Here is a 26,532-nt window from a genome sequence, read left to right on the forward strand (position 1 = left end):
TGGCGCCGCTGCTGGCGCAGGACGTGGCGGCCGGCCGGCTGATGGTGCGTGACGAAGCGCACCGCAGCGTGGTCTCGGTGCCTGCCGAGGCCGTGTTCGAGGCCGGCTCGACGGCCGTGGCGGCCGGCGCCGCGCCGCTGATCGCACGCATCGGCGCCGCGCTGGCGGCCCACGAGGGCAAGGTGCTGGTGACCGGCCACACCGATGGCAGCGACCGGCGCAGCGCGCGCCTGCCCTCGGCATGGCACCAGTCCTACGAATGGGCCCGCGAGGCGGCCAATGCACTCGGCCGCGTGCTGCCGGCCGAGCGCCTGTCCGTCGAAGGGGCGGCCGATCTGGAACGGCCCGGCTCGACCCCGTCTTTGCCGCCGTCGCCACCCTTGCCGCGCCGGCGCATCGACATCGTGCTGTACCCCTGATGAAGCCGCTGCTGCCACGATTGCAGACCCTGGCCAACCTCGGCGGCGCGGCGCTGCTGGTGTGGCTGGCCGCGCCGCTGCTGGTCGTCGCCGGCCAGCATCCGTTCGACAGTCGGGCATCGCGCGCCTGGCTGCTGCTGGGCATCGCAGCGACCGCGCTGCTCCTGGCGGCCATGGCCAGGCTCGTGCGGCGGCGGCGCAATGCGCAGCTGTTTGCGCAGCTGCAGGCCGGCCACGAGGCTTCGCAGGCGCTGACCGAGCGCTTCGCGACGGCGATGCGCCTGCTGCGTTCGGGCATCGCCGTGCGCAAGACGGGCAGCGGCGTGGCCACGCGCTGGTGGCAGCGGCGGCGCCAGGTCTACCAGCTGCCGTGGTACCTGTTCATCGGCGCGCCGGGCGCCGGCAAAACCACCGCGCTGCTGCACTCGGGCTTGCGCTTTCCCTTGGCCGAGCAATTGGGCAGCGCGCCGGTCGCCGGCGTCGGCGGCACGCGGCAGTGCGATTGGTGGTTCACCGAACAGGCGGTGTTCATCGACACCGCCGGCCGCTTCACGACCCAGGACAGCCACGCCGGCAGCGACGCGCAGGAGTGGCGCCTGTTCCTGCGCCTGCTGCGCCGCTACCGCGCGCTGCAGCCGATCAACGGCGTGATCGTCACGGTCAGCGCGCCCGACCTGCTGCAAGGCAGCGCCGAGCTGGCCCACCAGGCCATCGCGGTCGACCGCCGGCTGCAGGAGCTGCGCAGCCAGCTCGGCCTGAGCTTCCCGGTCTATCTGCTGGTGACCAAGGTCGACCTGCTGGCCGGCTTTGTCGAATACTTCGGCGAGTTCGATACCGCGCAACGTGAGCAGCCCTGGGGCATTTGCTTCGACCTGCCCTCGGCCACCGACGGCAAGGCCTTGCCGGACGACATGGCCGCCCGCCTGGCCGAACTGCCGGCCCGCATCGCCGCGATGTGCCCGCAGCACCTGCAGGCTGAGCCGCTGTTGCAGCGCCGCGCCGCGATCTACCACTTCGCGGCGCAGGTCGAGGCGCTGCTGCCGGCGCTGGAAACCTTCGCGCAGCGGGCCTTCCGGGCCTGCCACACCGCGCCGCGCCAGCCGGTGCGCGGCATCCACCTCAGCAGCGGCACGCAGGAGGGCAACCCGATCGATCGGGTGCTCGGCGAGCTCAGCCGCAGTTATGGCTTCGCGCTGCAGCCGCCGCCGCCTGCGGCAGCCACCGGCAAGGCCTATTTCCTGGCCGCGCTGTTGCAGCGCCTGGTCATCGCCGAAGCACCGCTGGCCGGTCTGAACCTGCGCCGCCGGCAGCAGCGGCGATGGCTGGCGGCGATGGCCGGCAGCGCCTTGAGCGTGCTGATGCTGCTGGCCTGCGTGGGCTGGGTGATCAGCTACCGCAACAACCTGGGCTACGTGGAATCGGTTCGCCAGCGCGTGCAGAAAGTGGCCCGGCAGATCGAGCCGGCCCCAGCCGGCCGCATCGACCAGTTGCTGCCGCTGTACGCGCTGCTGAACCAGCTGGCGGCCAGCGGCTCGATCGACCCGGCCGAGGCGCCCTGGGGCCTGGGCTTCGGGCTGTTCCAGGGTCCGCGCCTGGCGCGCTCGGCCGAACAGACCTACCACCAGGTGCTCGACCGCAGTTTCGCGCCGCTGCTGGCCGAACGGCTGACGCAGGCGCTGCAGCAGGAGGCCGATCCGATAACGCGTTATGACGCGCTGCGCGTCGCGCTGATGCTGACGACACCGGGCCGACTGCAGCGCGGCGAAGTCAGGCGCTGGGCGGCGCAGGCCTTCAGCGCGGCGCCGGTGACCGGCAGCGCCGCCGGCGGCGCGAGCCCGGGCGCGGCCGAGCAGCAGGAGTGGCTGCGGCACCTCGATGCGCTGCTCGAACGCAATGCCGTGCTCGGCGTGCTGCAGCTCGACGGCGCTGCCGTGCGCACGGCCCGCGCCGCGCTGGCCGGCGTGCCCTTCGAGCAGCGCGTGCATGAGCGGCTGCTGCGCCGCGCCCGCGAGCGGCTCGGCGGCGAGCCCAGGCAGGCCGACCTGGCCGGTCCCGCGGCGGAACTGGCCTTTGCGCCGCCGGATGCCGTGTCCGGCCTGCCGGCCCTCCCGGCGGAGTTGACGCGCCATGCCTGGCGCGGGCTGATCGACCCGGCGCTCGAACCGACGATCGCCGAGCTGGCCGACGAGGCGCAGTGGGTGCTGGGCGACCTGTCGCCGGCGCTGCAACGCCTGCCGTCCGACCGCGCGGCACGCGACGCGGTGGCGCGCCAGGTCGGTGCGCGGCATGCCAGGGCGACGATCGCGCAATGGGACCGCTGGCTGGCCGCCCTGGCGCTGCAGCCGCCGGCGGACAGCGAGGCGCTGGCCCGGTTCACCGCCGGCCTCGCCGCAGCGCAGTCGCCGCTGAGAGGCCTGCTGCGCCGAATCACGAGCGAGTTCCCGGCTGCGGCGTCACGCTCGGCGCCAGCTGATCCGGCTGCGTCGCCGGCCCCCACTGCGGTCACCACGGCGACTGGGGCGACCGCACCGACCGCGTCCTCCGCCTCTGCGGCCACCGAGGTGCTCGACGCGGCACTGGCCGCGCACTTTGGCGCCTTGCGCAACTACGCCGCCGCATCCGGCGAGAAGGCGATCGACCGGCTGGTGGTGCCGCTGGCCGAGGCGCTGCAGGACGCCGCGGGCCGCCGTTCGGCTGAATCCGCGCTGGCGCTGCGCGCGGAAGCCGCCGTCGCGCCGGCGCCGCTGCGCGAGGTCTGGACCGGGCTGGCCGATGCGCTGGCGCTGCAGCAGCGCCGCACGCTCGAACGCCAGCTCGGCGGCGGGCTGGCCGAGCTGACGCAGGCCTGCCGCCGCATCATCGGCGAGCGTTTCCCGTTTGCGGCGGACGCCAAGCGCGACCTGCCGTTTGCCGACTTCGCGCGGCTGTTCGGCCCCCAGGGCTTGCTCGACGGCTTCTTCCGTGCGCACCTGGCCGGCCGGGTCGATACGCAGCGCCGCCCCTGGCGTGTCCTGGACGACACGACGACAACGGCCGCGGACAAGGCACGGGCCACGCTGCGCAGCTTCGAGATGGCCGAGGACATCCGCCGCCTGTTCTTCCAGCGCGGCGCGGCGCTGCCTCAACTGCGGCTGCAGCTGACGCCGGCGGCGATGGATGCCGAGCTGCTGATGTTCAGCGCCGACGTGGACGGTCAACTCCTGCGTTATGAAAACGGGCCGCGCCGCGCCAAGGACATCACGTGGCCCGGCCCCGCCGGCACGCAGCGCGTGGTGTTGCGCATCCTGCCGGCGGGCCCCGGCGGCGTCGGCGCTGAGGTGCACGAAGGTCCCTGGGCCCTGCTTCGGGTGTTGCAGCGCAGCGGCCTGCAGCGCGGCAGCGGCCCGGCAGCGGTGGCGCAGCTGCAGGTCGACGGCCGCAGCTTGCGCGTCGACATGAAGGCCGAAGGACCGGTCGCGGCCACGCTGCTGGGCGAGCTGAGCCGCTTCCGCTGCCCCGAGGGATGGTGAGGAGACATCGCAATGGACGACAGGCGATCACCGACCCTGCCTCAAGGGATCGGCTGGTACGGCAAGCTGCCCTGGGTCGGCGATTTCGTCGGCAGGGGCCTGCCTGGGCCGTGGGTGCGCACCTGGGATGCCTGGCTGCAGCGTTGCCTGCCCGCGGTGGAACAACGGCTCGGCCGCGCGCTGCTGCGCCAGCATGTGCGCGGCATGGCGACCTGGCAGTGGCTGCTGCCCGGCGCGGGCCGGGGCGAGCCGGCATGGTCGGGCGTCGTCGGTGGTTCGGCGGATCGTGTCGGCCGGGTCTTTCCGCTGCTGGTCGCCGAGGGCCTGGACGCCGGCGCGATCGATGCCGTGCCGCTGGCGCAATTACAGGCCCGTGCGCTGGCCATGAGCGACTGGCTTTATGACGCGATGGCGCTCGATTCGCTGGAGGCCTTCGAGCACAGCGCCAGCCACTGGGCGACGACGCCGTGGCCGCCGCTGGCCGCCGCAGCGCCGGAGCCGGCCTCGCCAACAGGCGCCGTGCCGCTGCGCGATGACACGGTCGCAGCCTTGCGCCGCGCATGGCCGCAGGCCGCGTCATTCTGGTGGTGCACCGAACCGGTGGCCGACATCCGCGCGCCGATGGTCGCGGCCTGGCCGCCGCACGACGGGCTGATGTTCACGCTGCTGGGCGTGCGGCCCTGACTGGGGGTACGGCCCTGACCGGGTGTGCGGCCATCAGACACGTGCCGGCTCAACGCTCGGGCGTGTGGCCGAGGATTGGGTCCCGCAGCGGCTCGTGCGCGGCGCGCACGGTCTCCAGCGCCGCCGCGGCTTCGCCGGGCGACGCCTGCGCTTCATAGGCCCGCACGAATTCGCGGCCGAAGGCGGCTTCCAGGGCCTCATCCAGGTTCTCGACCAGCCGCGCGTGGGTCTGGTGGTGCCGCCGCCACAGCTGCGCTTCGCGGAATGCCGGGACCCACCGGGCCAGCCCGCGCGGCGGATCGGCGGCCGCCTCGACGGCCTCCGGCCCGAGCCGCGAGATCATCTCGACCATCGCCGCCCGCATGCCGGCCATCATCGCCAGCTGGTGCACCTGCAGATCCTTCTGCGCGGCATGAACCGCCTCGACCGGGCCCAGGAAGCCGGGCCGGTCCTCCGGATCCAGCAGCAGTTTCAAGGCCTCGGTGGCATCGGGCGCGAACTTCAGCAGATTGTTCTCGCGCGCCGAGATGCCGGTGCCCTTGGTCCGCAGGTTGCGCTTGGTCACCGCGCGGCTGTGCAGCAGCCCCATCGTGCATTCGGTAGCAGCCCGCAGCAGCTGGCCGATGTGCGCCATCCAGGCCGGGCTCAGTGTCAGCGGCGTGCCGGTGGGCAGGCCGGCCCCCTGCAGGAACGCGCGCTGCAGCGCGGTGATGTCGGCGCTCGGTATCTCGGGGCTCGGCAGGTCCGGCGCCAGGCCGGCCGTGACCGGCGAATCGCGGCGCAGCAGCTGCGTGGCGGGCCAGGGCGGCTCGGCGCCGGCCGGCGTCGACGACGGCAACTCGGCGCGCTGCGGGCGGCCGGGCGGTCGTGGTGCCGCGCCATCGAGCGCCGGCAACGGTGATCGCGGCCCAAGCGGGTCGGGCACGGTGTCGAGGTCGAACCACTGGTCCAGGCGCGGCGGCCGCTCGAAGGGGGCCGTGCGCTGCGCTTCGGCAATCGTTGCGACGATGGTCGCATCGGCGGCTGCGGCGACCGATGCGGACAGCACGCGCGTCTCGAGAATCGCCTCGAAACCGCCGATCAGCAGGTGGTCGCCGCTGCGAACCAGGCACTCATGACCGGTCGGCAGAGGCTGCTCGTTGACCATCAATTCGGACGTCGTGCTGAGGCAGCGCAGCAGCGCCATGTCGCCGCCTTCGGGCTTGATCCAGGCATGGCGGCGCGACACCAGGCGCAAGGGATCGTCCAGCACGATGTCGCAATCAGGCGCGCGCCCGATGGTCGATCCGACCGGGTGGATAGCGTGCACGTCCGGGACGGCGGCAATGCCGTCCGGGCGCTGAAGAATGCGCAGGACGATCATCGGCACGGCGCAGCGCCTTCGCAACAGGGGGAAGCTCACTCTACCAGCGCCGGCCGGATGCGTCAGTTGCCGTCACAACCGGCAACGGCGCCTGGCCCGACAGAACGTTTGAACCGGAGTCCGAGCGGTTGCAACTCACGCACCGGGGCCTGTTGCCGCCCTTCAGGAGCTTCGAATGATGCGTTCGCTCGCCGCTGTGGCACTGATGGCACTGATGCAGGGAGGTGCCGTGGCGCAAATCACCTTGCCCGTGACGGAGATCACCTTGCACTACCGCGAAGGCCAGCGCGTCGATCCGCAGGAGGTGAAGCAGATCCTGTCCGGCGGCGGCGGCGCGCCGCGCACGCGCTCGATCCGCCTGCTCGGCGACGCGCCAGCCGCGGCGGCGACCGCGACCGCAGCACCCTCCGATGCCGCGGGACCGCGCGCGCTGTCGCTGCCGGTGAAGTTCGAGTTCGATTCGTTTGCCATCCTGCCGCAGGCACGCGAGCAGCTCGATGCGCTGGCCGAAGGCATCAAGCTGCTGCCGCCCGAGCAGCGCCTGGTGATCGAAGGGCATACCGATGCCGTCGGCAGCGAAGACTACAACCGGCAGCTTTCGCAGCGCCGTGCCGCAGCGGTCAAGCACTACCTGGTGCAGCAGCACGGCATCGACCCCCGGCGCATGCGCGACATGGGCGTCGGCGAACGCCAGCCGATCGATGGCCTGGACGCCAACGCGCCGGACAACCGCCGGGTGCAGTTCCGGGGCGGGTGAAGCGCGCCTGCGGCTCAGCGCCCTGCTTGCGCGGCGCGCCAGGCCAGCCCACGCGAGGTGCCGCCCGCTTCGGCGCCGCGCTGCGGCCGGTACTCGCAGCCCACCCAGCCCTGCCAGCCGCAGGACGCGGCCACCTCGTCGATCACCTCGAACAGGTAGGCGTGGTTCAACTCGCCGATATCGGGCTCGTGGCGCTGCGGCACGCCGGCGATCTGGAAGTGGCCGACACGGCCCGTTGGCAGGTACTGCCGGATCTTCATCGCCACGTCGCCTTCGACGATCTGGCAGTGGTACAGGTCCATCTGCACCTTCAGATTGGCCGCTCCAATGGCTTGCACGATGCGGTGGGCTTCGTCCTGCCGGTTCAGGAAGAAGCCGGGCACGTCGCGCGTGTTGATCGGCTCGATCAGCAGGTCTCGCCCACAGCTCGCCGCCTGGTGCGCCGCCCAGGCCAGGTTGGCTTCGTAGGTGGCCTGCAGCGCAGCCCGCTCGGCGCCGGCCGGGGCCAGGCCGGCCATCACATGGATGCGCGGGCAATCCAGCGCCTGGGCGTAGTGCAGCGCACGCTCGATGCCGGCGCGGAACTCCGCCTGGCGGCCAGGCAGGCAGGCCATGCCGCGCGCGCCGGCCTCCCAATCGCCCGGCGGTGCGTTGAACAGCACCTGCTGCAGGCCGTGATCGGCCAGACGCTGCGCCAGCACCGCCGGCTCATGCGCATAGGGAAACAGGAACTCGACAGCCTCGAAACCATCGCGCGCCGCGGCGGCGAAGCGGTCGAGGAAATCGAACTCCGGGTAGAGCATGCTCAGGTTGGCGGCAAAGCGCGGCATGGCGGTGTTCTCGGTTCGGGGTGGGGTGGGTGCGGTGGGGTCTACCAGCGGGCGCCGAAGTGAACCCGCAACTCGTCGATCTGCGTGTCCGACAGCGGCGCGGCCCGCGTCATCAGCCACAGGCGCGCCGTCTCTTCCAGCTCTTCCAGCACCGCACTGGCTTCGGCCAGCGAGCCGTGCCAGACGTTCGGGCCCAGCCGGTCCAGCATCACCGCGCGGATCGGCGTGCCGGCTTCGCGCATGCGCAGGATGTGCTGCGTGATCGCCTCCCCCAGCGCCGGATCGCCGGGCCGGTGGTACGGAATCAGCGGCACATGGCCGACCTTCATCACGAAGTACGGCGTGATCGGCGGCACGATGTCCTGCGCGCGCCAGACGCCTTGCAGCGTCAGCGCCACGAGGTGCGTGGAATGGGTGTGGATCACGCAGCGGGCCTCGGGCTCGCTGGCGTAGATGCGGCGGTGCAGCGCCAGTGTCTTGCTCGGCCGGTCGCCGGACAGCGGCAGGCCCTGGCCGTCGACACGGGCCAGCCGCGCCGGATCCAGCGTGCCCAGGCAGGCATCGGTGGGCGTGATCAGGAAACCGTCGTCCAGCCGCACGCTGATGTTGCCGGCGCTGGCATGCACATAGCCGCGCTCGAACAGCGAGCGGCCGATGCGGCAGATCTCGTCGCGCAGCGCGTCTTCGGTCATGGGGCCTCGAAGGTCTTGAGGAAAAAGTCTTCGCTGCCGAAGTTGCCCGACTTCAGGGCCAGGTGAATGCCAGGGCCGAGCGCGGTACGGGCCCAGGTCCACGGCACACCCGGATCGATCTGCGCGCCGATGGCCATCTGCCGAACGCCCAGCGCCTGCACCACCGCGCCCGAGGTCTCGCCGCCGGCCACCACCAGCCGGCGCACGCCGCGCCCGATCAGGCCGCTCGCTATGGCCGCTAGCGTTCGCTCGACCAGCGCACCCGCCTCGGCCACGCCCAGTTGGGCCTGCACGGCTTGCACGGCCTGCGATGCCGCCGTGGCGTAGACCAGCACCGGCCCGCCGGGCAGCAGCGGCTCGGCCCAGCACAAGGCACTGCCGACCACGTCGTCACCGGCGGCAACGGCCACCGGGTCGATGGCGAAAGCCGGCCGGCCCGCGCGCTTGAATGCCAGCACCTGGGCGTTGGTGGCCACCGAACAGCTGCCCGACACCACGGCGCCCAGGCCTTCGAAGGGCGGCAGCAGATCGCTGGCCTGCCCCGGCGCCAGTGCTCCGCTGGCCTGCCAGTTCTGCGGCAGCCCGATGGCGATGCCCGATCCGGCCGTGACCAGCGCCATGCCGCGCAGCGCTGGGCCGATGCGCATCAGGTCTTCGTTCGAGATCGCGTCCAGCACGGCGATCTGCACGCCTTCGGCCTGCAGGGCCTGCAGCCGCCGGGTTATCGCTTGCGGGCCTTGCGCCACCACCTCGTAGCTGACCAGGCCAACCTTGCGCGTCGTCTGCTGCTGCAGCACGCGCACCAGGTTGGCGTCAGTCATCGGCGTCAGCGGGTGGTTCTGCATGCCGCTTTCGTTCAGCAGCACATCGCCGGCGAACAGATGGCCCTTGAACACCGTGCGCTTGTTTTCAGGGAACGCCGGGCAGGCGATGGTGAAGCCCTGCCCTGCGCCGTGCAGCGCATCGAGCAGCGCATCGGTGACCGGGCCGATGTTGCCGGCCGGCGTGGAATCGAAGGTCGAGCAGTATTTGAAATACACCTGCTGCACGCCCTGCGCCTGCAGCCAGCGCAGCGCCGCCAGCGACTGCTGCACCGCATCGGCCGCCGGGACGGTGCGCGACTTCAGCGCCACCACCACGGCGTCGGCCTCGGCGTGCAAGGGCCCCTCGGGAACACCGATGGTCTGCAGCGTGCGCATGCCGGCGCGCACCAGGTTGTTGGCCAGGTCGGTGGCGCCGGTGAAGTCGTCGGCAATGCAGCCGAGCAAGAGCTTGTTCATCGCTTCAGGCTCCGCCTGTCCGGGCCGGCAGCGTGATGCCCGGGAAAATCTTGATCACCGCGCTGTCGTCTTCCTTCGCGTAGCCGGCGCTTGAGGCCTGCATGAACATCTGGTGCGCGGTGGCCGACAGCGGCAGCGGAAACTTGCTGGCGCGTGCGGTGTCCAGCACCAGCCCCAGGTCCTTGACGAAGATGTCCACCGCCGACAGCGGCGTGTAATCGCCGGCCAGCACATGGGCCATGCGGTTCTCGAACATCCAGCTGTTGCCGGCACTGTGGGTGATGACCTCGTACAGCGCCGCTGCGTCCACGCCCTCGCGCAGGCCCAGCGCCATGGCCTCGGCCGCGGCAGCGATGTGCACGCCCGCCAGCAACTGGTTGATGATCTTGACCTTGCTGCCGGTGCCGGCCGCGTCACCCAGGCGATAGACCTTGGCCGCCATCGCGTCGAGCACGCCGCCGGCCTTGGCGTAGGCCTCGGGGCGGCCCGAGGTCATCATCGTCATCTGGCCCGACGCCGCCTTGGCGGCGCCGCCGGAGATGGGCGCATCGAGGTACAACAGGCCCAAGGCGGCCAGGCGCTTTTCGAGCGCGATTGACCAGTTCGGGTCGACGGTGGAACACATCACGAACAGGCTGCCGGGCTTCATCGCCGACGCAGCGCCGGCCTCGCCGAACAGCACGCTCTCGGTCTGCGCTGCGTTGACGACCACGCTGACCACCACCTCGCACTGCGCCGCCAGCTCGGCCGGGCTGGCGCAGGCCACGCCGCCTTCGGCCGCGAAAGCCAGCGCGGCCTCGGCCCGCACGTCGCACACATGCACGGTGCAGCCCGCGCGGCGCAGCGACTGCGCCATGCCGCGGCCCATCGCGCCGAGGCCGATCACGCCGATGTTCTGTGTCATCGCAGCAAGCTCCTGGAGAGACCCATGAATTAGTTGACAGGTTGTCATACAACTTTAGGCGCAAGCAGGCCTGCCGCCACACCGGGATTACCCTGATCGATTCAGCGGCGCGCCCAGCTCGGCACGCAGGCGGCCGGCCAGCTGCCGCCCCTGCTCGGCCCAGAACACCGGATCGGCACGGCCGATGCGTTCGGCGGCATTCACCATGTGCGCTGCGCCGGCCATGCGCGCGGCCGGCACATCGCGCGCTTCGATGGCCTGCACGATGGCGGCATGCTCGTCGCGCACCTGCTGCGCCAGGTCGGCGCGCATCGCCTCGTTGGCGCGGGTCACCCGCGTGGCGTCGAGCAGGAAGTGGTTCAGGTAGCCCAGCGTGGCCAGCAGAAACGGATTGCGCGCCGCCGTCGCGATGGCCACGTGGAAGGCCACGTCCTCGGCCACGCCGTCACCGCCCGCCGCCACGGCCCGTTCCAGCGTGCGGATCGTGGACTGGATGTGCTTGACATCGGCGGCCGTGCGCCGCGCCGCCGCCAGCGCGGCCGACTCGGCCTCCAGCGCGCGCCGCACCTCGACCATCTGGATCACCGCGTCGACCGAACCGTCAGGCGCCAGCACCAGCGGTTCCTGCGCCGGCGCCGGGCTGCTGCGCACGAACGCACCGGCACCTTGGCGCGATTCGATCAGGCCCAGCATCTTCAGCCGCGACAAGGCCTCGCGCACCACCGTGCGGCTGACGCCGAAGCGCGTTCCCAGCGCACCTTCGGTCGGCAGGCGCTGACCCGCCGGCAGCTGGCCCTCCCGAATGCTCAGCATCAGCGCCTGCGCCAGTTGCTCGGACAGCGGCGCGCTCACGCGCAAGGCCGGCATGCGCTCCAGCGGAAAAGGACTGTCCATGTTGATCGGGGGATGCGCGGCGGTCTGCCTGGGCATCGGGAAGCTGTATGACAACAATATAACGCTGGCGTTCCCGGGGCGGCCGTGCGTGGGTCATCGCCTGTGCCCATCATCCTTCAGGGTTTATGCTCATCAATGCTTTTATGCATAAAGTGTATATTCGTGCCCATTCCCAACGGATGGCACCGACCGCATGCAACGCCGACACTTCTCCGCCGCCGCACTGGGAACCGCCCTGCTGCCGCAGGCACGCGCCCAGGCCTGGCCCGCGCGGCCGATCAAGGTGGTGCAGGGCTTTGCGGCAGGCGGCAATGCCGACACCATCGCGCGCGTGCTCGGCACCGAGCTGGGCAAGAGCCTGGGCCAGCCGCTGGTGGTGGAGGCTGTGGCGGGGGCCGGCGGCACGCTGGCCTCGGGCAGCGTCGCGCGCGCAGCGCCCGATGGCTACACGCTGTTGCTGGCCACCGGCGGCCACGCCGTGGCCGGTGCGCTGTACGACAAGCTGCCCTACCAGACCGTCAACAGCTTCCAGATGGTCTCGACGATCACCTTCTTCCCCTTCCTGATCGTCACGACCGCCGATTCGAAGCACCGCACGCTGCGCGATGTGCTTGCCGCCGCGCGCGCGGCACCGGGCGCGGTGGCCTACGGCACGGCCGGCGTCGGCTCCACCCACCACCTGGCGGGTGAACTGCTGGCCAGGATGGCCGGCGTCCAGCTGCTGCATGTGCCCTACCGCGGCGATTCGGCATCCGTCACCGCGCTGCTGGGCGGCGAGATGCCGTTCGTGATCGTGCCGCCGACGGCGGTGCTCGGCCAGCTGAAGGCCGGCAAGCTGCGTGGGCTGGCGGTCACTGGGCCGCAGCGCTGGCCCGGCCTGCCCGAAGTGCCCACCGTCGCCGAACAAGGCGTGGCCGGCTACGACGTGCGCTCGTGGGCCGGCTGGATGCTGCCGGCCGGCACGCCGCCTGCCATCGTCGAGCGGCTGCACGCCGAGACGCAGAAGGCGCTGCAGTTGCCGGCCGTGAAGTCCCGCCTCGAAGAAATGGGCGGCGAAGCCCGCGGCAGCACGCCGCAGGAAATGGCTGCCCTGGTCGGCGCGGAGGTGCAGAAATGGACCCAGGTCGTCGCCGACGCGAAGATCCCCCGCCTGTAACCCGAAGGAACTTTCCATGTCGCTGATCCAGATCCGCAAGCGCCTGCTGGCCGTCGAAACCATTCACCATGAAGGCGGCCCGCCGGCCGCCACACCGCTGCGCATGGCCGCGGCCATCGCCGTGGTGCACAACCCTTACGCCGGCCGCTACGAGCCCGATCTGCTGCCCTTCATGGCCGAGCTGCGTGCACTGGGCAGCGCACTGGCGCAGGAGCTGGTGGGCGTGCTCGGCAAGGACCGCGTCGAAGCCTATGGCAAGGCGGCGATCGTCGGCGTCAACGGCGAGCTGGAACACGGCGCGGTGTGGCACGAAGCCGGCGGCTGGGCCATGCGCGCGGCGCTGGGCGAGCCCAAGGCCATCGTGCCCGCGGCCAAGGCCGTGGCCTCGGCCGGCTACCGGCTGATGGTGCCCTTGCATTACATCCACGCCGCCTACGTGCGCAGCCATTTCAATGCGATGGAAGTCGGCGTGCAAGACGGCCCGCGGCCCGACGAGATCGCCTTTGCGCTGGTGATGGCCGATGGCGGCCGCATCCACGAGCGCCTGGGCGGCCTGCGCAAGGACCAGGTGGCCGTGCACGACGGCCAGCGCTGACCACGATGAAGGCCATCGTCATCCGCCAGCCCGGCGGCCTGGAAGCACTGGAACTGGCCGAGCTGCCGCGGCCCGAACCCGGGCCGGGCCAGGCGCGGGTGAAGGCCTGCGCCATCGGCGTCGGCCGGCCCGATGTGCTGATGCGCACCGGCCGCTACAAATGGATGCCGCCGCTGCCGGCGATTCCCGGCAATGAGCTGGCCGGCGTCGTCGATGCCCTCGGCCCCGGCGTTCACGGGCTGGCCGCGGGCCAGCGCGTGCTGCTGAGCTCGCGCGAGCTGCCGCAACGCGGCGGCGGCTACGCCGAATACGCCTGCGCGCCGGCCGAGGCGCTGTACCCGCTGCCGGACGCCATCAGCTTCGACGACGCGGTAAGCCTGCCTAACTTCCAATTGGCGCAGGCGTTGTTGTTCGGCTGCGGCGCGGCCGCGGCGGTGCGCTCGGTGCTGCTCACCGGCGCCGCCGGGGGCGTGGCTTCGGCGATGGTGCAGACGGCGCGCGGCCGCGGCCTGCAGGTCATCGCCACCGCCAACTCGCCGGACAAGCGCAAGTTCGTGCTGGAGAACGGCGCGCACGCAGCGCTGGACCCGCGGGCGCCCGACCTGCCGGCGCAGGTGATGGCGCTGACCGGCGGGCGCGGCGTCGATCTCGCGGTCGACGCCGTCGGCGCGGCGCTGTTCATCGACTGCCTGCGGTCGCTGGCGCCGCTGGGCCTGGCCGTCTCCTACAACATCGTTGCCGGCCCACCCAGCGCCGATGTGTTCGCCGAACTGCGCACGCTGCTCGGCCGCAGCCTGGCGGTGCGTGTGTTCTCGATGCACAGCTTCGACGCCGACACCACGCAGCGCCGCGCACTGATGCAGGCCGCGATCGACGCCATGGCCAGCGGTGCCGTGCGCGCACCGCGGGCCACGGTGCTGCCGCTGGACCAGGCCCGCCGCGCCCATGAACTGCTGGACGCGCCCGACACGGTGGGCAAACTGGTGCTGCACCCCTGAGCGCCCCAACCTGGAAACACCATGAACCCCGTCTGCATTCCGCAGCTTTCGCACTTCGGCATCTTCGTGCACGACATCGATGCGATGACGCGCTTCTACACCCAGGTCTTCGGCCTGCAGCTCACCGACCAGGGCGAAGGCCGCAACTTCAAGTTCCAGCTGAACTTCCTGAGCGGCTCGCCGACGCAGCACCACCAGCTGGTGCTGGCCAGCGGGCGTGCGGCGGATACACCGAGCACGGTGATGCAGATGTCGTTCAAGATCACCGCCATCGACGATCTGCGCCGTGTGCGCAGCAACGCGCTGGCCGGCGGCGCCACGCAGATGCGCGGCATGAACCACGGCAACGCGCTGTCGATCTACTTCCTGGATCCCGAGGGCAACACCATCGAGGTCTACCTCGACACGCCCTGGTACGTGCCGCAGCCGCATGGCGACCCACTGGACCTGGAGCAGTCCGACACCGAGATCTGGGCCGCGACCGAAGCCGCCTGCCGCGCCGACCCCGGTTTCGCGACGGTCGAAGACTGGGCGGCGCGCTTCGCGAGCACGACTGCGGACCTCACGGGCCGGCGCTGAGCCAGCAGATTGCCGAGCTCGAAGCCGCGCCGGCCGGCGCACCCGATGCCCCGCTTACAAGTCCAGCAGCAGCCGCGCACTCTTGGCGCGTGAACAGCACAGCAGCATCTGGTCGTTGGCGGCTTGCTCCTCGGGCGTGAGGTAGCTGTCGCGGTGGTCCGGCTGGCCTTCGAGCACGGGGGTCAGGCAGGTGCCGCACACGCCTTGCTCGCACGAGACCATCACGTCGATGCCGGCATCGCCCAGCGCCTTGACGATGGTGATGCCCTTGGGCACCGTGACCACGCGGCCCGAACGCTTGAGTTCGACCTCGAAGGCCGCGTCGGTGTCGACGTTGATCACTTCGCCGGCGAAGAATTCGCAGTGCAGGCGGGCCTCGGCCCAACCCTGCGCGCGCGCACTGGCCAGCACCGCTTCGATGAAGCCCTTGGGGCCGCAGACGTAGAGGTGGGTGTCGGCCGACACCGAGGCCAGCAGCGCGGCGATGTCCAGCCGCTGCGCTGGCGCTTCGTCGTCGAAATGTAATGACACCTGACTTGCAAACGGAGCGGCCGCGAGGCGATCCAGGAAGGCCGCGTGCGTGCGCGAACGAGTGCAGTAGTGCATCTCGAAATCGGCACCGGCGGCGCCCAGCGCCTCAGCCATGCAGAGGATCGGCGTCACGCCGATGCCGCCGGCCAGCAGCAGGCTGCGGCCAGCTCCGGCGACCAGCGGAAAGTGGTTCTTCGGCGCGCTGATCGTCAGCTGCTGGCCGGCCTGGATCTGCTCATGCATCGCGAGCGAGCCGCCGCGCGAGGCAGCGTCGCGCAGCACGCCGATCTGGTAGCGCTGCGTTTCATGCGGCGGGTTGCACAGCGAGTACTGGCGCGTCAGCCCGCCGGGCAGCTGCACGTCGATGTGCGCGCCGGCGGTGAACGGCGGCAGCGCCGCGCCATCGGCCGCGACGAGTTCGAAGACGCAGATGTCCTGCGCGGCGACGGCCTTGCGCGCGACGCGAACCGACAAGAAAGGGGTGTTCATGCAGGCCTCACGCTGTTGGGGGGGTCACCGGGATCCCTGCGCCGCCCGGCTGCATCGGCGCCCGCTCGGCTGCGATGACACGGTCCAGCACACGGCGCGACTGCACGCCGCCGGCATCGATGTTCAGCATCAGCAGTTTGCGCTCGGGCCAGCGCAGCAGGTTGGCCTGCTGCTGTTCGAGGATTTGCTGATCCTCGGAGAAGACCTTGCCCTGGCCTTCGCGCAGCTGCGCCGTCAGCGCCTGGTCTTCGGGTTTGAAGTTGCGGGCCATGCCCCAGAAGTACCAGTGCGAGCTGTCCGATTCCGGGGTGATGAAGTCGACCACGATGCTGGAGGCCTTGAACTCCGGCGGCGCGTCGTAGCCGCCCTTGCCGGCCAGCGCGACACCGACTTCGATCATCACGTGCGACGGCGGCGAGAAGTGGCAGATCTGCCAGCGGTCCACCGGCTGGTCGTCGGGCAGGCCGTTGCTGCGCAGCGCCATCTGCCAAAACGGCGGCGGCAGGATCCCGTTCATGAAGCGGCTGGTGATCACCTCGTCGCCCTCGGTGCGCGTGGCGCACGGCGTCTCGTCGATCTCGGGCTGGCCGATGCTGGTGGCGTGCACGTAGGTCTCGTGCGTCAGGTCCATCAGGTTGTCGATCATCAGCCGGTACTCGCACTGGATGTGGTACAGCCCGCCGCCGTAGGCCCAGGCCGGGTTCTCGGCCCAGGGCAGCGGGTGGATCTTGGCGGGATCCGCCAGGCCGGCCTCGCCCGGCCAGACCCAGATGAAACCGCAGCGCTCGACCACCGGGAAGCTGCGGATGGCCGGGAAACCGCGCACGCGCTGGCCCGGCATCGACACCGTCTTGCCGTCGCAGCCCATCTTCAGCCCGTGGTAGCCGCAGATCAGCTCGCCTTCGCAGACGCGGCCCAGCGACAGCGGCGCGCCGCGGTGCGGACAGAAGTCTTCCAGCGCCACCACCTGGCCACCGGCACCGCGGTAGAAGACCAGGCGTTCGTTGCAGATTGTGCGGCCCAAGGGCTTGTCGGCCACTTCATCGGGCGTGGCGGCCACATACCAGGTGTTTCGGGGGAACATCGTGTCTCCGGCTGATTAGATCCCATTGATGGGATCCAATGGTGCCTAAAATCGCCGATAAATGCAAGCACGGAGATTAAATTGGATCCAATCGACGGTTTTTTGCCCGGCACCACCAGCGTCGTGACCTCGCTGCGAAAACTCATCATGGACGGCCGCTATGCCGCCGGCGAGCGCCTGGCCGAGCTCTCGGTGGCCGAAGCGCTGGGCGTCTCGCGCACGCCGGTGCGGCTGGCCTTCCGCACGCTGGAACAGGAGGGGCTGCTGCAGAAAACCGGCAAGCGCGGCTTCGTCGTGCGGGAGTTCTCCGAGGCCGATGTGCTCTGCGGCATCGAGGTGCGCGGTGCACTGGAAGGCCTGGCGGCGCGGCGCCTGGCCGAACGCGGGCTGGACGCCGCCGTGCGCGCGGTGTTGCTCGGCTGCCTGGAAGAAGGAGAGCAGGTGCTGGCCGAGGCGCCGCTGAGCGAGGCCCACATCGAACGCTGGAGCCGGCTCAACGCGCGCTTCCACGACAGCATCGTGCACGCCACCGGCAGCCGGGTGATCGGCGACGCGATCACCCGCAACAACCACCTGCCCTTCGCCTCGGCAGATTCGATCACCATCGATCGCAACGCACTGGGCAAGGAGCTGGACAAGCTTCGCCTGGCGCAAGTCCACCACCGGCTGATCTTCGACGCGCTGGAACGCGGCGAGTCGGCTCGGGCCGAGATGCTGATGCGCGAGCACGCCTACATCGGCCTGCGCTACGCCGCGATGCTGGGCCTGGCGGCCACGTCAGCCGCGAGCTAGCGCTTTCCCCGCAGGGCGGCGCCGAGCCGCCAGCCCCCGCAATGAGAACCTCATCGTCGCCGACGTGCACGGCTGCGTGCGCAGCCGTGCACGTCGCTGCCTGGCTGCGGGCAATCACCAATGGGTAATTCTAGTTTTATGCATAAACTCATCTCTACGCATTAACAAGCGGTGTCCGGTTCATCCGGCGTCCGCACCACCCCGGAGACGACGATGAGCCGCAAACCCTGGATCCGTGCTTCGCTGGCCGCCATCACGGCGGCCGGCAGCTTCACGCTGGCGATGGCGCAGGAAGCGCCCAAGAGCATCCGCATCGGCTGGTCGCTGGCCAAGAGCGGCCCCAATGCGGCGCTGACGGACGTCACCATCCGCCCGAACTACGACATGTGGGTGAAGGAGGTCAACGCCGCCGGCGGCCTGATGCTCAAGGCCCACGGCAAGCGCGTGCCCATCGAGGTGGTGGAGTACGACGACCGCTCCAGCACGGAGGAAACGGTGCGTGCGGTGGAGCGCCTGATCACACAGGACAAGGTCGACTTCGTGCTACCGCCAGCCGGCACGGCCGCCAACATCGCGGCCGCCCCCACCTTCGCCAAGCACGGCCTGCCGCTGCTGGGCACCACCGTGCAGACCGAGCGCGCGCCTGAGCTCACCAAGCGCTGGCCCAACCTTTTCTTCCTGCTCGGCGACAACCGGCGCTATGCGGACGCGCTGATGAACCTGCTGGAGGCCGCGCGCAAGGCCGGACGCATCGGCGACAAGATCGCGATGATCCACGTGGCCGACGCCTTCGGTGTCGAGAACGCCTCGGCCGCGCGCAAGCAGGCGCTGGAGCACGGTTTCAAGCTCGTCGTCGACAAGAGCTACCCACCGGGCTCGCAGGACCTGTCGCCGTTGCTCAACGAGATCAAGGCCCAGGCGCCCGACGTTTTCATCGCCTTCTCCTACCCGCCGGACACCGTGCTGCTGAGCGACCAGGCCCGCGTGGCCGGCCTGAACACCAAGGTGTTCTTCACCGGCATCGGCACGCAGTTCCCGTTCTTCCGCGCCAAGTACGGCGCCGGCGCCGAAGGCCAGATGGGCTTCGGCGGCATCGACGGCGATTCACCGCGCATGAAGGACTACCTCGCGCGCTTCAAGGCGGCCAACGGCAAGGACGCGGAGAACTGGGCCAGCCCGGTCACCTACGCCTCGCTGCAGGTGCTGCAGCAGGCCATCGAGCGGGTGGGAACGACCGACCGCGAGGCCGTGCTGAAGGACATCAAGAGCGGCAGCTTCGACACCGTGCTGGGCACCATCCGCCTCGGCAACCCGGTGCTCAACGGCGCGACCTTCATGATCGGCCAGTGGCAGAACGGCGTGTTCCAGGGCATCGCCCCCGAGAGCAAGCCGGGCGCCAAGGCGCCGGTGATCCCCAAGCCGGCCTGGCAGTGACGGCACGGCGCGCACCACGGAACACATCACGGACCATGCCATGCTGATCGTCGAAGTTCTCGTCGGCGGGCTGACGCTCGGCGGCATCTACGCGCTGATCGCGCTGGGCCTCACGCTGCAGTACGGCGTGGCCCGCATCATGAACCTCGCCCACGGCGAGGTGATGATCGCCGCGTCCTTTGCCACCTATGCGCTGTTCGGCGCCGGCGTGCTGAACCCGCTGGCCGCCTTCGCGCTGGCGCTGCCGGTGGGCTTCGCGCTGCAGTGGCTGCTGTACCGCGGCCTGCTGGCGCCGCTGGTGCGGCGCGCGGCCACTCCGGCGGCGCTGGAGGTGGACAGCATCCTCGCCACCTTCGGCCTGCTGTTCGTCATTGAGGGCGTGCTGCTGGTGCTGTTCGGCGGCGGCTACCAGAGCTACGGCTTCCTGGCGCAGGGCGTCAGCGTGGGCGGCACGCCGGTGGCGGCCAACCGGCTGCTGGCGGCCGGTGTTGCTGCCGCGCTGTGCGTGGCGGTCTACGGCGGGCTGGCGTGGACACGCTGGGGCACGGCGATGCGGGCGATGGCCAATGCGCCGCGCTTCGCGCACCTGGTGGGCATCGATCCGCGGGCGATGGCGGCGCTGGCCTTCGCGCTGGGCGGTGCGCTGGTCATCGGCGCCGGCGTGCTGGTGAGCATGTTCCTGCCCTTCAGCACCTCACAAGGCGTGGCGTTCACGATGAAGGCACTGGTCATCGTCATCCTCGGCGGTGTCGGCAATGTGATGGGCTGCCTGGCCGCGGCCCTGCTGCTGGCTTTCGTCGAGACGCTGGTGGCCCGCTTCATCGACCCCGGGCTGACGCTGGCCGCCACCTTCCTGATCTTCCTGCTGGTGCTGCTGGTGCGGCCCCAGGGCCTGTTCGCTCGGCGGGTGGCACGATGATGAAACACACGATCGACACCCCCGCGCTTGCGGTGATGGCCGGCGTGGTGGTGATGGCGCTGCTGCCGCTGGCCCTGCGCAACGACTACCTGCTGTCCTACGGCATCAACCTGCTGCAGTTCGCGACCATGGCCACCGCCTGGGCGCTGTTCTCCGGCCCCACGCGCTACATCTCGCTGGCCACCACGGCGTTCTACGGCGTCGGCGCCTACACCGTGGCGGTGCTCGGCGAACTGATGCCCTGGCCGCTGGTGCTGACCGCGGCGCTGGGCATCGGCTCCTTGATCGCGCTGCTGGTCGGCCTGGCCACCTTGCGGCTGTCGGGCGTGTACTTCGTCGTGTTCACCTTCGGTCTGGCCGAGCTGATCAAGCAGCTGGTGGGCTGGTACGAGGTGAACATCACCAAGACGAGTGGCCGCTACGTGTTCCTGGACATCCCGCAGCTCGCCATCTACTGGCAACTGCTGGCGCTGCTGGCGCTCGCCCTGGCGGCCGGCTGGTGGATGCGCCGCTCGCGGCTGGGGCTGGCGCTGCGCGTGATCGGCGAGGACGAGACGGCGGCCCGCCACCTGGGCATAGCCACCACGCGGACCAAGGTGCTGCTGTTCGTGCTGAGCGCGGGCTTCATGACGCTGGTGGGCGCGGTGATCGCACCGCGCTGGACCTACATCGATCCGGGCATCGTCTTCAATGCCAACGTGTCGTTCCAGGTGCTGATCATGGCCTTGCTCGGCGGCCCCGGGCACTGGCTGGGCCCGCTGGCCGGCGTGGTGCCGCTGACCGCGCTGTTCGAGCTGCTGTCGGTGCACTTCCCCAACTACTTTCCGGTGCTGCTGGGTGCCACCTTCCTGGTCATCGTCTTCGTGCTGCCGGGTGGCGTGGTGGCACTGCTCAAGCGTTGGACCTGGCGCCGGGCTGCCGGCAGCTTGAAGGAGGCACGTTCATGAGCGCGTTGTTGGAGGTCGAAGACCTGCAGAAATCCTTCGGCGGCCTGCGCGCCGTCAGCGGCCTGAGCTTCAGCGTCGCGCGTGGTGAAGTGCTGGGCTTGCTGGGCCCCAACGGTTCGGGCAAGACGACGGCGCTGAACCTGATCTCCGGCGCGCTGGCCGCCAGCGGCGGCCGCATCCACTTCGATGGCCGGCGCATCGACCGCCTGGCGCCGCACCACATCGCCCGCGCCGGCGTGGCGCGTACCTTCCAGCTGGTGCGCGTGCTGCCGGGCATGAGCTGCCTGGAAAACGTGCAGGTCGGCCTGGCCTTCCGTGCCAAGCCGGTGTTCGGCGCCGCGTCGGTGGCCGAGGCCATGGAACTGATCGAGCGGGTCGGCCTGGCGCCACGCGCCCACGTGCAGGCCGGCGAGCTGACCTACATCGACCAGAAGCGGCTGGAACTGGCTCGGGCGCTGGCCCTGAAGCCCCGGCTGCTGCTGCTGGACGAGTGGCTGGCCGGGCTCAACCCGACCGAACTGCAGCAGGGCATCACGCTGATCGCCGCGCTGCGATCGTCCGGCCTCACGGTCGTGCTCGTGGAGCATGTGATGGAAGCCGTGCGCGCGCTGTGCGACCGCTGCGTGGTGATGAGCACCGGCAGCGGCCTGGCCGCAGGCCCCACGGCCACGGTGCTGGCCGATCCGGCGGTGATCGATGTCTACCTGGGGCGTGCCCATGCTTGAAGTCAGCGCCCTCACGGTGGATTACGGCAAGCACCGCGCGCTCGACGCGGTGAACCTGACAGTGCGGCCTGCCGAACTGGTGGTGATGCTCGGCGCCAACGGTGCCGGCAAGTCCACGCTGCTGCGCGCTTTGGGCGGCATGCGCCAGCCCGGGCCCGGCGCCCGCGTCACGCTAGCCGGTCGCGACCTGCTGGCGATGCCGCCGCATCACTTGGTGAACGCCGGCCTGGCGCTGGTGCCCGAAGGACGCGGCCTCTTCGCCGACTTGAGCGTGCTGGAAAACCTGCGCCTCGGCGCCCTGCCCCCGCGCGCGCGCAGCGGCGAGAAGCGCAACCTCGAACGCGCGCTGCAGCTCTTTCCGCGGCTCGGTGAACGGCTGAAGCAGACGGTGGGCACGATGAGCGGCGGCGAGCAGCAGATGGTGGCGGTGGCCCGCGCGCTGATGTCCGAGCCCACGATGCTGCTGCTGGATGAGCCCTCGCTGGGCCTGAGCCCGCTGATGGCGCAGGAGTTGTTCCAGGCCGTGCGCCAGGTGAAGGCGCTCGGCGTGGGCATCCTGCTCGTCGAGCAGAACGCCCACCTGAGCCTGGCCATCGCCGACCGCGGCTACGTGATGGCCACCGGCCGCGTGGTCGGCGAAGGCAGCGCCGAGGCACTGCGGCAGGATCCGGCGGTGCAGCGTGCCTATCTGGGCGGCGGCTGAGCGCCGAAAGCTGCCACGTCTTCCATTTTTATGCATAAAATGCTTTTCATGCGTTAACACGCAAGCCATCCCGGTGCCGTCCCGGCGCCACTCAACTCGGAGCAAGTTCCATGAAACTCCTCACCTACCGAAGCGCCGGCCGCGAAGCCTGGGGTGCCGTCGTCGGCGACGGCGTGGTCGACCTGTCGACCTGGCGCGAGGGCGTGGCCACGCTGCGCGACTACATCGCCTGCGGCGCCTACCTCGAAGCAGCAGAGCACGTGAAGGGGCGCCCGATCGCCGCGAAGCTCAGCGAGATCGAGTACCTGCCGGTCATTCCGCAGGCGGAGAAGATCATCTGCGCCGTGCGCAACTACCTGGACCACCATAACGAGGCCCTCGCCGCGGGCCTGCAGCGCGAGCTGTCGGACTTCCCGCCGATCTTCCTGCGCGTGTGGCGGTCGCAGGTGGGCCATGACCAACCCGTCGTGCGGCCGCGTGTGTCCGAGACGCTGGACTGGGAAGGCGAACTGGCGGTGATCATCGGCCAGGGCGGGCGCGACATCGCCGAGGCCGATGCCTGGAAGCATATCGCCGGCTACAGCGTCTACAACGATGTCAGCGTGCGCGAATGGCAGTTCCACGCCAAGCAGATCGCCTCGGGCAAGAACTTCGAGAACACCGGTCCCTTCGGCCCGTGGATGGTCACCGCCGACGAGATCGAACCCGGCCGCAAGCTCAAGCTGGAGACGCGCCTGAATGGCGAGGTCGTGCAATCCAGCGACACCGGACACCTGATCTTCTCGATCCCGCGGCTGATCGCCTACTCCTCGACGATCTTCACGCTGGCACCGGGCGACGTGATCGTCACCGGCACGCCGGCGGGCGTCGGCTTCGGCCGCAAGCCGCCGCGCTACATGAAGCCGGGCGACACCATCGAGGTCGAGATCGAGGCCATCGGCGTGCTGCGCAACCCTGTCGTGCAGCAGGCCTGAGCCACCCGCCCCCCGACTGCCATGATGGCCACGATGACCACGACCACCCCGAGCGCCGCATGAGAGAAACCGATGTGATCATCGTGGGCCTGGGGCCCACCGGCGCCGCGCTGGCGGGCCTGCTGGGCCAGCGCGGGCTGCGCGTGGCGGTGTTCGACCGCCTGCCCGACCTGTTCCCGCTGCCACGCGCCGCGGGCCTGGACCACGAGGTGATGCGCATCGCGCAGGAACTGCAGGTGGCCGACCGGCTGGCGCCGCACATCGCACCGTACCGGCCGAGTGAGTACCGCGGCATGGACGGGCAGCTGATCAAGCGCCTGGACGCCGCGCCGCCACCGCACCGCCTGGGCTGGGCCCCGAACTACGTGTTCGAACAGCCGGCTTTCGAGCGCATCCTGCGCGACCGCCTGGCCGAGCTGCCGAACGTGCAGGTGGCCACCAGCGCCGACGTGCGCGAGGTCGGCCAGGACGGCGCCCAGGCCTGGGCCGACGTGGTGCTGCCCGGCGACGCTGATGTCACGCGTTATGTCGCGCCCTGGCTGATTGCCTGCGACGGCGGCTCCAGCCCGGTGCGCAAGCGGCTGGGCATCACGCTGGAAGACCTGGGTTTCGACGAGCCCTGGCTGGTGGTGGACGCCATCGTCTCCGATGCCAAGCTGGCCGAATTGCCGCAGACCCAGGTGCAGTACTGCGAGGCCGAGCGTCCCTGCACCTTTGTCACCGGCGTGGGTCGCCACCGGCGCTGGGAGATCATGCTGCTGCCCGGCGACAGCCTGTCGCCCGATTTCCCGCCCGAGCAGCTGTGGCCGCTACTGGAGCGCTGGCTGAAACCCGGCGAGGCCGAGATCTGGCGCGCCGCGGCCTACCGCTTTCACGGCCTGGTGGCCCATGAATGGCGGCGCGGCCGCATCCTGCTGGCCGGCGACGCTGCGCACATGACGCCGCCTTTCATGGCGCAAGGCATGGTGCAGGGTCTGCGCGACGCTTTGAACCTGGCCTGGAAGCTCGAGCGCGTGATCCGTGGCCGCTCCTCGCAGACGCTATTGGACAGCTACGCGCTGGAGCGCCGGCCGCATGTGGTGGCCACCACCCGCACCGCGCTGGAGCTGGGCCGCGTGATCTGCGAGCGCGACCCCCAGCGCGCCCGCGAGCGCGATGCGCGCCTGCTGGCCGAGCAAGGCGGCCAGGTCAGCACGCGCTACCGGCAGGACATGATCCCCGGGCTGGCCGATGGGCTGATCGAGCGCGACACACCCGGCGCCGGCACGCTGCTGCCGCAACCGCTGGTGCGTGCCGGTGAGCATTTCGTGCGGCTGGACGATCTGACCGGCCGCGGCGTGCGTCTCGTCGCGGCCGAGGCTTTGACTGCTACCGAACGCGACGTGCTGCTCGAGGCGCTGAAGCCGCTGGATGGCGTGCTGGTGCAGTTCGGGGCGTCGCAGGACGCCGTTCCCGGCCAGATGTCCCAAGACGCCGTTCCTGGCGTCGTGCACGCGGTGGAGGACATGCCGGTCCTGCTGTCCTGGCTGGCCCAGCTGGGCCGCCGTTTTGCCGTGGTCCGGCCGGATCATTGCGTGCACAGCACGGCGGCGTCGGTCGATGAGGCGCTGCAGTTGCTGGCGCGCGTTCGTGCCGGCCTGGTTTGAGGCCAAGGTCGCATCGGCCTGCTTTGCCGGTGGCGGTGAAATTTGCGTGGCACTGCGCCAGGGCACGGTGCCGGGATTCCGCCCCGGCGGGCGGGACCCGGCGCAGTGCCACGCAAGATCGCCGCCCTACAACAAAGCCAAAGCCAAAGCCCCAACGACCGATATCAACCAGCCGCGGCCATCTCGAACGCCGCTTCCACGTTGCGCAGCGTGCCGCGGATGTGCTCCGTCAGCAGCGCGCAGGCCGTGTCGGCATCCCGCCGCAGCGTCGCGTCCATCAGCTTCTTGTGTTCGTTCGACTTGCGGCGCGCGCTCTTGCGAAAGCGCGCCGAAAAGCGGCGGTAGCGCTCCGCCTGGTCGAACAGGCTGGCGCTCCACGCCAGTTGGCGCTGCGACGGGCAGGCGGCCAGCAGCGCGGCATGGAAGTCGCGGTGCAGGCCGCTCCATTCTTCGTCCAGCAGCACCGGGCCGTCCGGCAGGCGCGCCTCCACCTTATCCAGGCGATAAAAGGCGGCGACGATGGCGGCTTCCCAGGCGTCATCGCCCTGCGTGATGGCTTCCTGCAGCGCCGGCACGTCCAGCATCAGCCGCATGCGCGTGATGTCCTGCAGGTCTTCCGGCGACAGCGGCGCCACGCGGAAACCACGTCGCTCGTCGGCCCGCACCAACCCTTCCTGCGACAGCCGGCTCAAGGCCTCGCGCAGCGGGCTGCTTGAAAAACCGTAGGCGGCCTGCAGCTCTTCCACCTTGAGCTTGGCGCCGGCGGCATAGGTGCCGATCAGCACATCCTTGCGCAAGCGCTGGAAGGCTTGATCCACGAGTGGGGGGGCGTGCTCCTGCATGAAGGCCTTTCGTCGGTGCCTGGCATTCTATGCACAAAAGTGCCATCAGCCAAAGGAGGCTCGCGTCGCAGCGCCCGGGGCGGGCTGAATGCCGCTCAGTGCCTGCCGCTCAACGCCGCCCGGCGCCGACCAGCACGAACAGCATCGTCGCCGGCCGGTCCGTGCGGTTGCGCCAGGCGTGGCGGGTGCCGTTCTGCACCACCACGTCGTGCTGGCGCAAGATGACTTCCCGGCCATCGTCGAGTTCGAGCACGATCTCGCCGTCCAGCACGACGTCGTAGTCGATGCTGTTCGTGGTGTGCATGCCCGGGTGATCCATCTCGAAGGTCTCGGCCAGGCCCGGCGCATTGCGCGCGAACTCGGCGCCGAAGGCCGCACCATCGAACTCGGGCCGCATCATCACCGAGTCGGGCGGAAACTTCACCATCATCAACCGTGTCTCGCCGGGTCCCGGCACGAAGGACACCTGCGGTGAATCGTCCTTCGGCGTGCCCTGGCCGACGGCTGCGCCGGCCGGCGTGGACCAGATCAGCGCCGAGGCAAAGCCCGGCACGCTGGCGAACTCGGCGCTGCGCGGCGCCGGCGCGTCGGAGACGACGCCGGAACGCCCCTCGGGCCCGATGCCCGTGACCACTCGTCTGACTTGCATCGTCGGCTCCTTGTTCAGGGGTTGATCACGAAATTGCTGAAGCCGCCGTTGCGCTGGGCAATGCCCGAGATCGCTTCGTTGACCTGGTCCAGCGGGCTGCACACATGCTCGAACACCGACAGGTCCAGCGTGCCCGC

The 26,532-nt window shown here is 70.3% G+C and carries 25 protein-coding genes and 1 pseudogene; 16 read left to right on the forward strand and 10 right to left on the reverse strand.

Features of this window, described 5'->3' with window-relative positions; translation table 11 throughout:
• The 3 genes and pseudogenes from VLK61_RS28025 to tagF all read left to right on the forward strand — a co-directional run.
• Positions 1-419: pseudogene (locus VLK61_RS28025) on the forward strand (type VI secretion system protein TssL); the annotation flags it as partial.
• Positions 419-3,928 carry a type VI secretion system membrane subunit TssM gene (tssM, locus tag VLK61_RS28030; RefSeq protein WP_325426262.1) on the forward strand — a complete coding sequence of 1,170 codons (3,510 nt, stop codon included), beginning with the start codon at positions 419-421 and terminating at the stop codon, positions 3,926-3,928. The pseudogene VLK61_RS28025 and the gene tssM, both read left to right, overlap by 1 nt.
• 12 nt (positions 3,929-3,940) lie before the next feature.
• Positions 3,941-4,612 carry a type VI secretion system-associated protein TagF gene (gene tagF, locus VLK61_RS28035; protein WP_325426264.1) on the forward strand — a complete coding sequence of 224 codons (672 nt, stop codon included), beginning with the start codon at positions 3,941-3,943 and terminating at the stop codon, positions 4,610-4,612.
• Between the two features lie 49 nt (positions 4,613-4,661).
• Here tagF and tagH read toward each other — a convergent pair whose 3' ends face one another.
• Positions 4,662-5,975 carry a type VI secretion system-associated FHA domain protein TagH gene (tagH, locus tag VLK61_RS28040; RefSeq protein ID WP_325426309.1) on the reverse strand — a complete coding sequence of 438 codons (1,314 nt, stop codon included), beginning with the start codon at positions 5,973-5,975 and terminating at the stop codon, positions 4,662-4,664.
• A gap of 175 nt (positions 5,976-6,150) precedes the next feature.
• Between tagH and VLK61_RS28045 the strand changes: the two genes are divergently transcribed.
• On the forward strand, positions 6,151-6,732 hold the full coding sequence (locus tag VLK61_RS28045; protein WP_325426266.1) for an OmpA family protein: 582 nt from the start codon (positions 6,151-6,153) through the stop codon (positions 6,730-6,732).
• 14 nt (positions 6,733-6,746) lie between these two features.
• Here the strand turns inward: VLK61_RS28045 and otnI are convergent, their stop codons facing one another.
• The 5 genes from otnI to VLK61_RS28070 all read right to left on the reverse strand — a co-directional run bounded on the left by otnI (position 6,747) and on the right by VLK61_RS28070 (position 11,332).
• Positions 6,747-7,562: a 2-oxo-tetronate isomerase gene (gene otnI / locus VLK61_RS28050; protein ID WP_325426268.1), complete on the reverse strand. Its 816-nt coding sequence runs from the start codon at positions 7,560-7,562 to the stop codon at positions 6,747-6,749.
• A 41-nt stretch (positions 7,563-7,603) separates the two neighbouring features.
• On the reverse strand, positions 7,604-8,254 hold the full coding sequence (locus VLK61_RS28055) for an aldolase (protein ID WP_325426270.1): 651 nt from the start codon (positions 8,252-8,254) through the stop codon (positions 7,604-7,606).
• On the reverse strand, positions 8,251-9,534 hold the full coding sequence (otnK, locus tag VLK61_RS28060; RefSeq protein ID WP_325426272.1) for a 3-oxo-tetronate kinase: 1,284 nt from the start codon (positions 9,532-9,534) through the stop codon (positions 8,251-8,253). Before otnK ends, VLK61_RS28055 begins: the two co-directional genes overlap by 4 nt.
• A gap of 4 nt (positions 9,535-9,538) precedes the next feature.
• Positions 9,539-10,438 carry an L-threonate dehydrogenase gene (ltnD, locus tag VLK61_RS28065; RefSeq protein ID WP_325426274.1) on the reverse strand — a complete coding sequence of 300 codons (900 nt, stop codon included), beginning with the start codon at positions 10,436-10,438 and terminating at the stop codon, positions 9,539-9,541.
• 87 nt (positions 10,439-10,525) lie between these two features.
• Positions 10,526-11,332 carry a FadR/GntR family transcriptional regulator gene (locus tag VLK61_RS28070; protein WP_325426276.1) on the reverse strand — a complete coding sequence of 269 codons (807 nt, stop codon included), beginning with the start codon at positions 11,330-11,332 and terminating at the stop codon, positions 10,526-10,528.
• Positions 11,333-11,525: 193 nt separating this feature from the next.
• Between VLK61_RS28070 and VLK61_RS28075 the strand changes: the two genes are divergently transcribed.
• From VLK61_RS28075 to VLK61_RS28090, 4 genes are read left to right on the forward strand one after another with little or no spacing between them, the layout of a single operon-like run.
• Positions 11,526-12,488, forward strand: coding sequence for a tripartite tricarboxylate transporter substrate binding protein (locus tag VLK61_RS28075; protein ID WP_325426278.1), 963 nt, complete (start codon positions 11,526-11,528; stop codon positions 12,486-12,488).
• A gap of 16 nt (positions 12,489-12,504) precedes the next feature.
• The gene (locus tag VLK61_RS28080; protein ID WP_325426280.1) at positions 12,505-13,083 is read left to right on the forward strand and encodes an amino acid synthesis family protein; all 579 of its coding nucleotides are present in this window, start codon (positions 12,505-12,507) and stop codon (positions 13,081-13,083) included.
• A gap of 5 nt (positions 13,084-13,088) precedes the next feature.
• Positions 13,089-14,081 (forward strand): zinc-dependent alcohol dehydrogenase family protein, encoded by a 993-nt coding sequence (locus VLK61_RS28085; RefSeq protein ID WP_325426282.1) that lies wholly within the window; start codon positions 13,089-13,091, stop codon positions 14,079-14,081.
• 21 nt (positions 14,082-14,102) lie between these two features.
• Positions 14,103-14,660 (forward strand): VOC family protein, encoded by a 558-nt coding sequence (locus VLK61_RS28090; protein WP_325426284.1) that lies wholly within the window; start codon positions 14,103-14,105, stop codon positions 14,658-14,660.
• A 54-nt stretch (positions 14,661-14,714) separates the two neighbouring features.
• Here VLK61_RS28090 and VLK61_RS28095 read toward each other — a convergent pair whose 3' ends face one another.
• Positions 14,715-15,680: a PDR/VanB family oxidoreductase gene (locus tag VLK61_RS28095; protein ID WP_325426286.1), complete on the reverse strand. Its 966-nt coding sequence runs from the start codon at positions 15,678-15,680 to the stop codon at positions 14,715-14,717.
• Positions 15,681-15,687: 7 nt separating this feature from the next.
• Positions 15,688-16,764 (reverse strand): aromatic ring-hydroxylating dioxygenase subunit alpha, encoded by a 1,077-nt coding sequence (locus VLK61_RS28100; RefSeq protein WP_325426288.1) that lies wholly within the window; start codon positions 16,762-16,764, stop codon positions 15,688-15,690.
• Positions 16,765-16,845: 81 nt separating this feature from the next.
• Between VLK61_RS28100 and VLK61_RS28105 the strand changes: the two genes are divergently transcribed.
• The 8 genes from VLK61_RS28105 (at position 16,846) to VLK61_RS28140 (ending at position 24,904) form a co-directional block, all read left to right on the forward strand.
• Positions 16,846-17,556: a GntR family transcriptional regulator gene (locus tag VLK61_RS28105; RefSeq protein WP_325426290.1), complete on the forward strand. Its 711-nt coding sequence runs from the start codon at positions 16,846-16,848 to the stop codon at positions 17,554-17,556.
• Positions 17,557-17,769: 213 nt separating this feature from the next.
• A complete protein-coding gene (locus VLK61_RS28110; protein ID WP_325426292.1) occupies positions 17,770-18,990 on the forward strand; it encodes an amino acid ABC transporter substrate-binding protein in 1,221 nt (406 codons plus the stop codon).
• Between the two features lie 40 nt (positions 18,991-19,030).
• Positions 19,031-19,909: a branched-chain amino acid ABC transporter permease gene (locus VLK61_RS28115; protein WP_325426293.1), complete on the forward strand. Its 879-nt coding sequence runs from the start codon at positions 19,031-19,033 to the stop codon at positions 19,907-19,909.
• Positions 19,909-20,856, forward strand: a complete 948-nt coding sequence (locus tag VLK61_RS28120) for a branched-chain amino acid ABC transporter permease (protein WP_325426295.1) — start codon at positions 19,909-19,911, stop codon at positions 20,854-20,856. The genes VLK61_RS28115 and VLK61_RS28120 overlap by 1 nt, the downstream gene beginning before the upstream one ends.
• A complete protein-coding gene (locus VLK61_RS28125; RefSeq protein WP_325426297.1) occupies positions 20,853-21,581 on the forward strand; it encodes an ABC transporter ATP-binding protein in 729 nt (242 codons plus the stop codon). Before VLK61_RS28120 ends, VLK61_RS28125 begins: the two co-directional genes overlap by 4 nt.
• Positions 21,574-22,284 carry an ABC transporter ATP-binding protein gene (locus tag VLK61_RS28130; RefSeq protein ID WP_325426299.1) on the forward strand — a complete coding sequence of 237 codons (711 nt, stop codon included), beginning with the start codon at positions 21,574-21,576 and terminating at the stop codon, positions 22,282-22,284. The genes VLK61_RS28125 and VLK61_RS28130 overlap by 8 nt, the downstream gene beginning before the upstream one ends.
• 110 nt (positions 22,285-22,394) lie before the next feature.
• Positions 22,395-23,258: a fumarylacetoacetate hydrolase family protein gene (locus VLK61_RS28135; RefSeq protein WP_325426301.1), complete on the forward strand. Its 864-nt coding sequence runs from the start codon at positions 22,395-22,397 to the stop codon at positions 23,256-23,258.
• Positions 23,259-23,317: 59 nt separating this feature from the next.
• On the forward strand, positions 23,318-24,904 hold the full coding sequence (locus tag VLK61_RS28140; RefSeq protein ID WP_325426303.1) for a bifunctional 3-(3-hydroxy-phenyl)propionate/3-hydroxycinnamic acid hydroxylase: 1,587 nt from the start codon (positions 23,318-23,320) through the stop codon (positions 24,902-24,904).
• A 164-nt stretch (positions 24,905-25,068) separates the two neighbouring features.
• Here the strand turns inward: VLK61_RS28140 and VLK61_RS28145 are convergent, their stop codons facing one another.
• Positions 25,069-25,722, reverse strand: coding sequence for a GntR family transcriptional regulator (locus VLK61_RS28145; protein WP_414636879.1), 654 nt, complete (start codon positions 25,720-25,722; stop codon positions 25,069-25,071).
• Between the two features lie 133 nt (positions 25,723-25,855).
• Entirely contained in the window at positions 25,856-26,395 is a 540-nt protein-coding gene (locus tag VLK61_RS28150; protein WP_325426307.1) for a cupin domain-containing protein, read from the reverse strand.
• Between the last annotated feature and the right edge of the window lie 137 nt (positions 26,396-26,532).

Origin of the sequence: Aquabacterium sp. (assembly GCF_035476535.1) — a bacterium.
Lineage (GTDB): Bacteria > Pseudomonadota > Gammaproteobacteria > Burkholderiales > Burkholderiaceae_C > Pseudaquabacterium.

Coding starts and splice junctions, on each gene's coding strand:
- tssM (WP_325426262.1), top strand. CDS start 419: ATGAAGCCGCTGCTGCCACGATTGCAGACCCTGGCCAACCTCGGCGGC.
- tagF (WP_325426264.1), top strand. CDS start 3,941: ATGGACGACAGGCGATCACCGACCCTGCCTCAAGGGATCGGCTGGTAC.
- tagH (WP_325426309.1), bottom strand. CDS start 5,975: ATGATCGTCCTGCGCATTCTTCAGCGCCCGGACGGCATTGCCGCCGTC.
- VLK61_RS28045 (WP_325426266.1), top strand. CDS start 6,151: ATGATGCGTTCGCTCGCCGCTGTGGCACTGATGGCACTGATGCAGGGA.
- otnI (WP_325426268.1), bottom strand. CDS start 7,562: ATGCCGCGCTTTGCCGCCAACCTGAGCATGCTCTACCCGGAGTTCGAT.
- VLK61_RS28055 (WP_325426270.1), bottom strand. CDS start 8,254: ATGACCGAAGACGCGCTGCGCGACGAGATCTGCCGCATCGGCCGCTCG.
- otnK (WP_325426272.1), bottom strand. CDS start 9,534: ATGAACAAGCTCTTGCTCGGCTGCATTGCCGACGACTTCACCGGCGCC.
- ltnD (WP_325426274.1), bottom strand. CDS start 10,438: ATGACACAGAACATCGGCGTGATCGGCCTCGGCGCGATGGGCCGCGGC.
- VLK61_RS28070 (WP_325426276.1), bottom strand. CDS start 11,332: ATGGACAGTCCTTTTCCGCTGGAGCGCATGCCGGCCTTGCGCGTGAGC.
- VLK61_RS28075 (WP_325426278.1), top strand. CDS start 11,526: ATGCAACGCCGACACTTCTCCGCCGCCGCACTGGGAACCGCCCTGCTG.
- VLK61_RS28080 (WP_325426280.1), top strand. CDS start 12,505: ATGTCGCTGATCCAGATCCGCAAGCGCCTGCTGGCCGTCGAAACCATT.
- VLK61_RS28085 (WP_325426282.1), top strand. CDS start 13,089: ATGAAGGCCATCGTCATCCGCCAGCCCGGCGGCCTGGAAGCACTGGAA.
- VLK61_RS28090 (WP_325426284.1), top strand. CDS start 14,103: ATGAACCCCGTCTGCATTCCGCAGCTTTCGCACTTCGGCATCTTCGTG.
- VLK61_RS28095 (WP_325426286.1), bottom strand. CDS start 15,680: ATGAACACCCCTTTCTTGTCGGTTCGCGTCGCGCGCAAGGCCGTCGCC.
- VLK61_RS28100 (WP_325426288.1), bottom strand. CDS start 16,764: ATGTTCCCCCGAAACACCTGGTATGTGGCCGCCACGCCCGATGAAGTG.
- VLK61_RS28110 (WP_325426292.1), top strand. CDS start 17,770: ATGAGCCGCAAACCCTGGATCCGTGCTTCGCTGGCCGCCATCACGGCG.
- VLK61_RS28115 (WP_325426293.1), top strand. CDS start 19,031: ATGCTGATCGTCGAAGTTCTCGTCGGCGGGCTGACGCTCGGCGGCATC.
- VLK61_RS28120 (WP_325426295.1), top strand. CDS start 19,909: ATGAAACACACGATCGACACCCCCGCGCTTGCGGTGATGGCCGGCGTG.
- VLK61_RS28125 (WP_325426297.1), top strand. CDS start 20,853: ATGAGCGCGTTGTTGGAGGTCGAAGACCTGCAGAAATCCTTCGGCGGC.
- VLK61_RS28130 (WP_325426299.1), top strand. CDS start 21,574: ATGCTTGAAGTCAGCGCCCTCACGGTGGATTACGGCAAGCACCGCGCG.
- VLK61_RS28135 (WP_325426301.1), top strand. CDS start 22,395: ATGAAACTCCTCACCTACCGAAGCGCCGGCCGCGAAGCCTGGGGTGCC.
- VLK61_RS28140 (WP_325426303.1), top strand. CDS start 23,318: ATGAGAGAAACCGATGTGATCATCGTGGGCCTGGGGCCCACCGGCGCC.
- VLK61_RS28150 (WP_325426307.1), bottom strand. CDS start 26,395: ATGCAAGTCAGACGAGTGGTCACGGGCATCGGGCCCGAGGGGCGTTCC.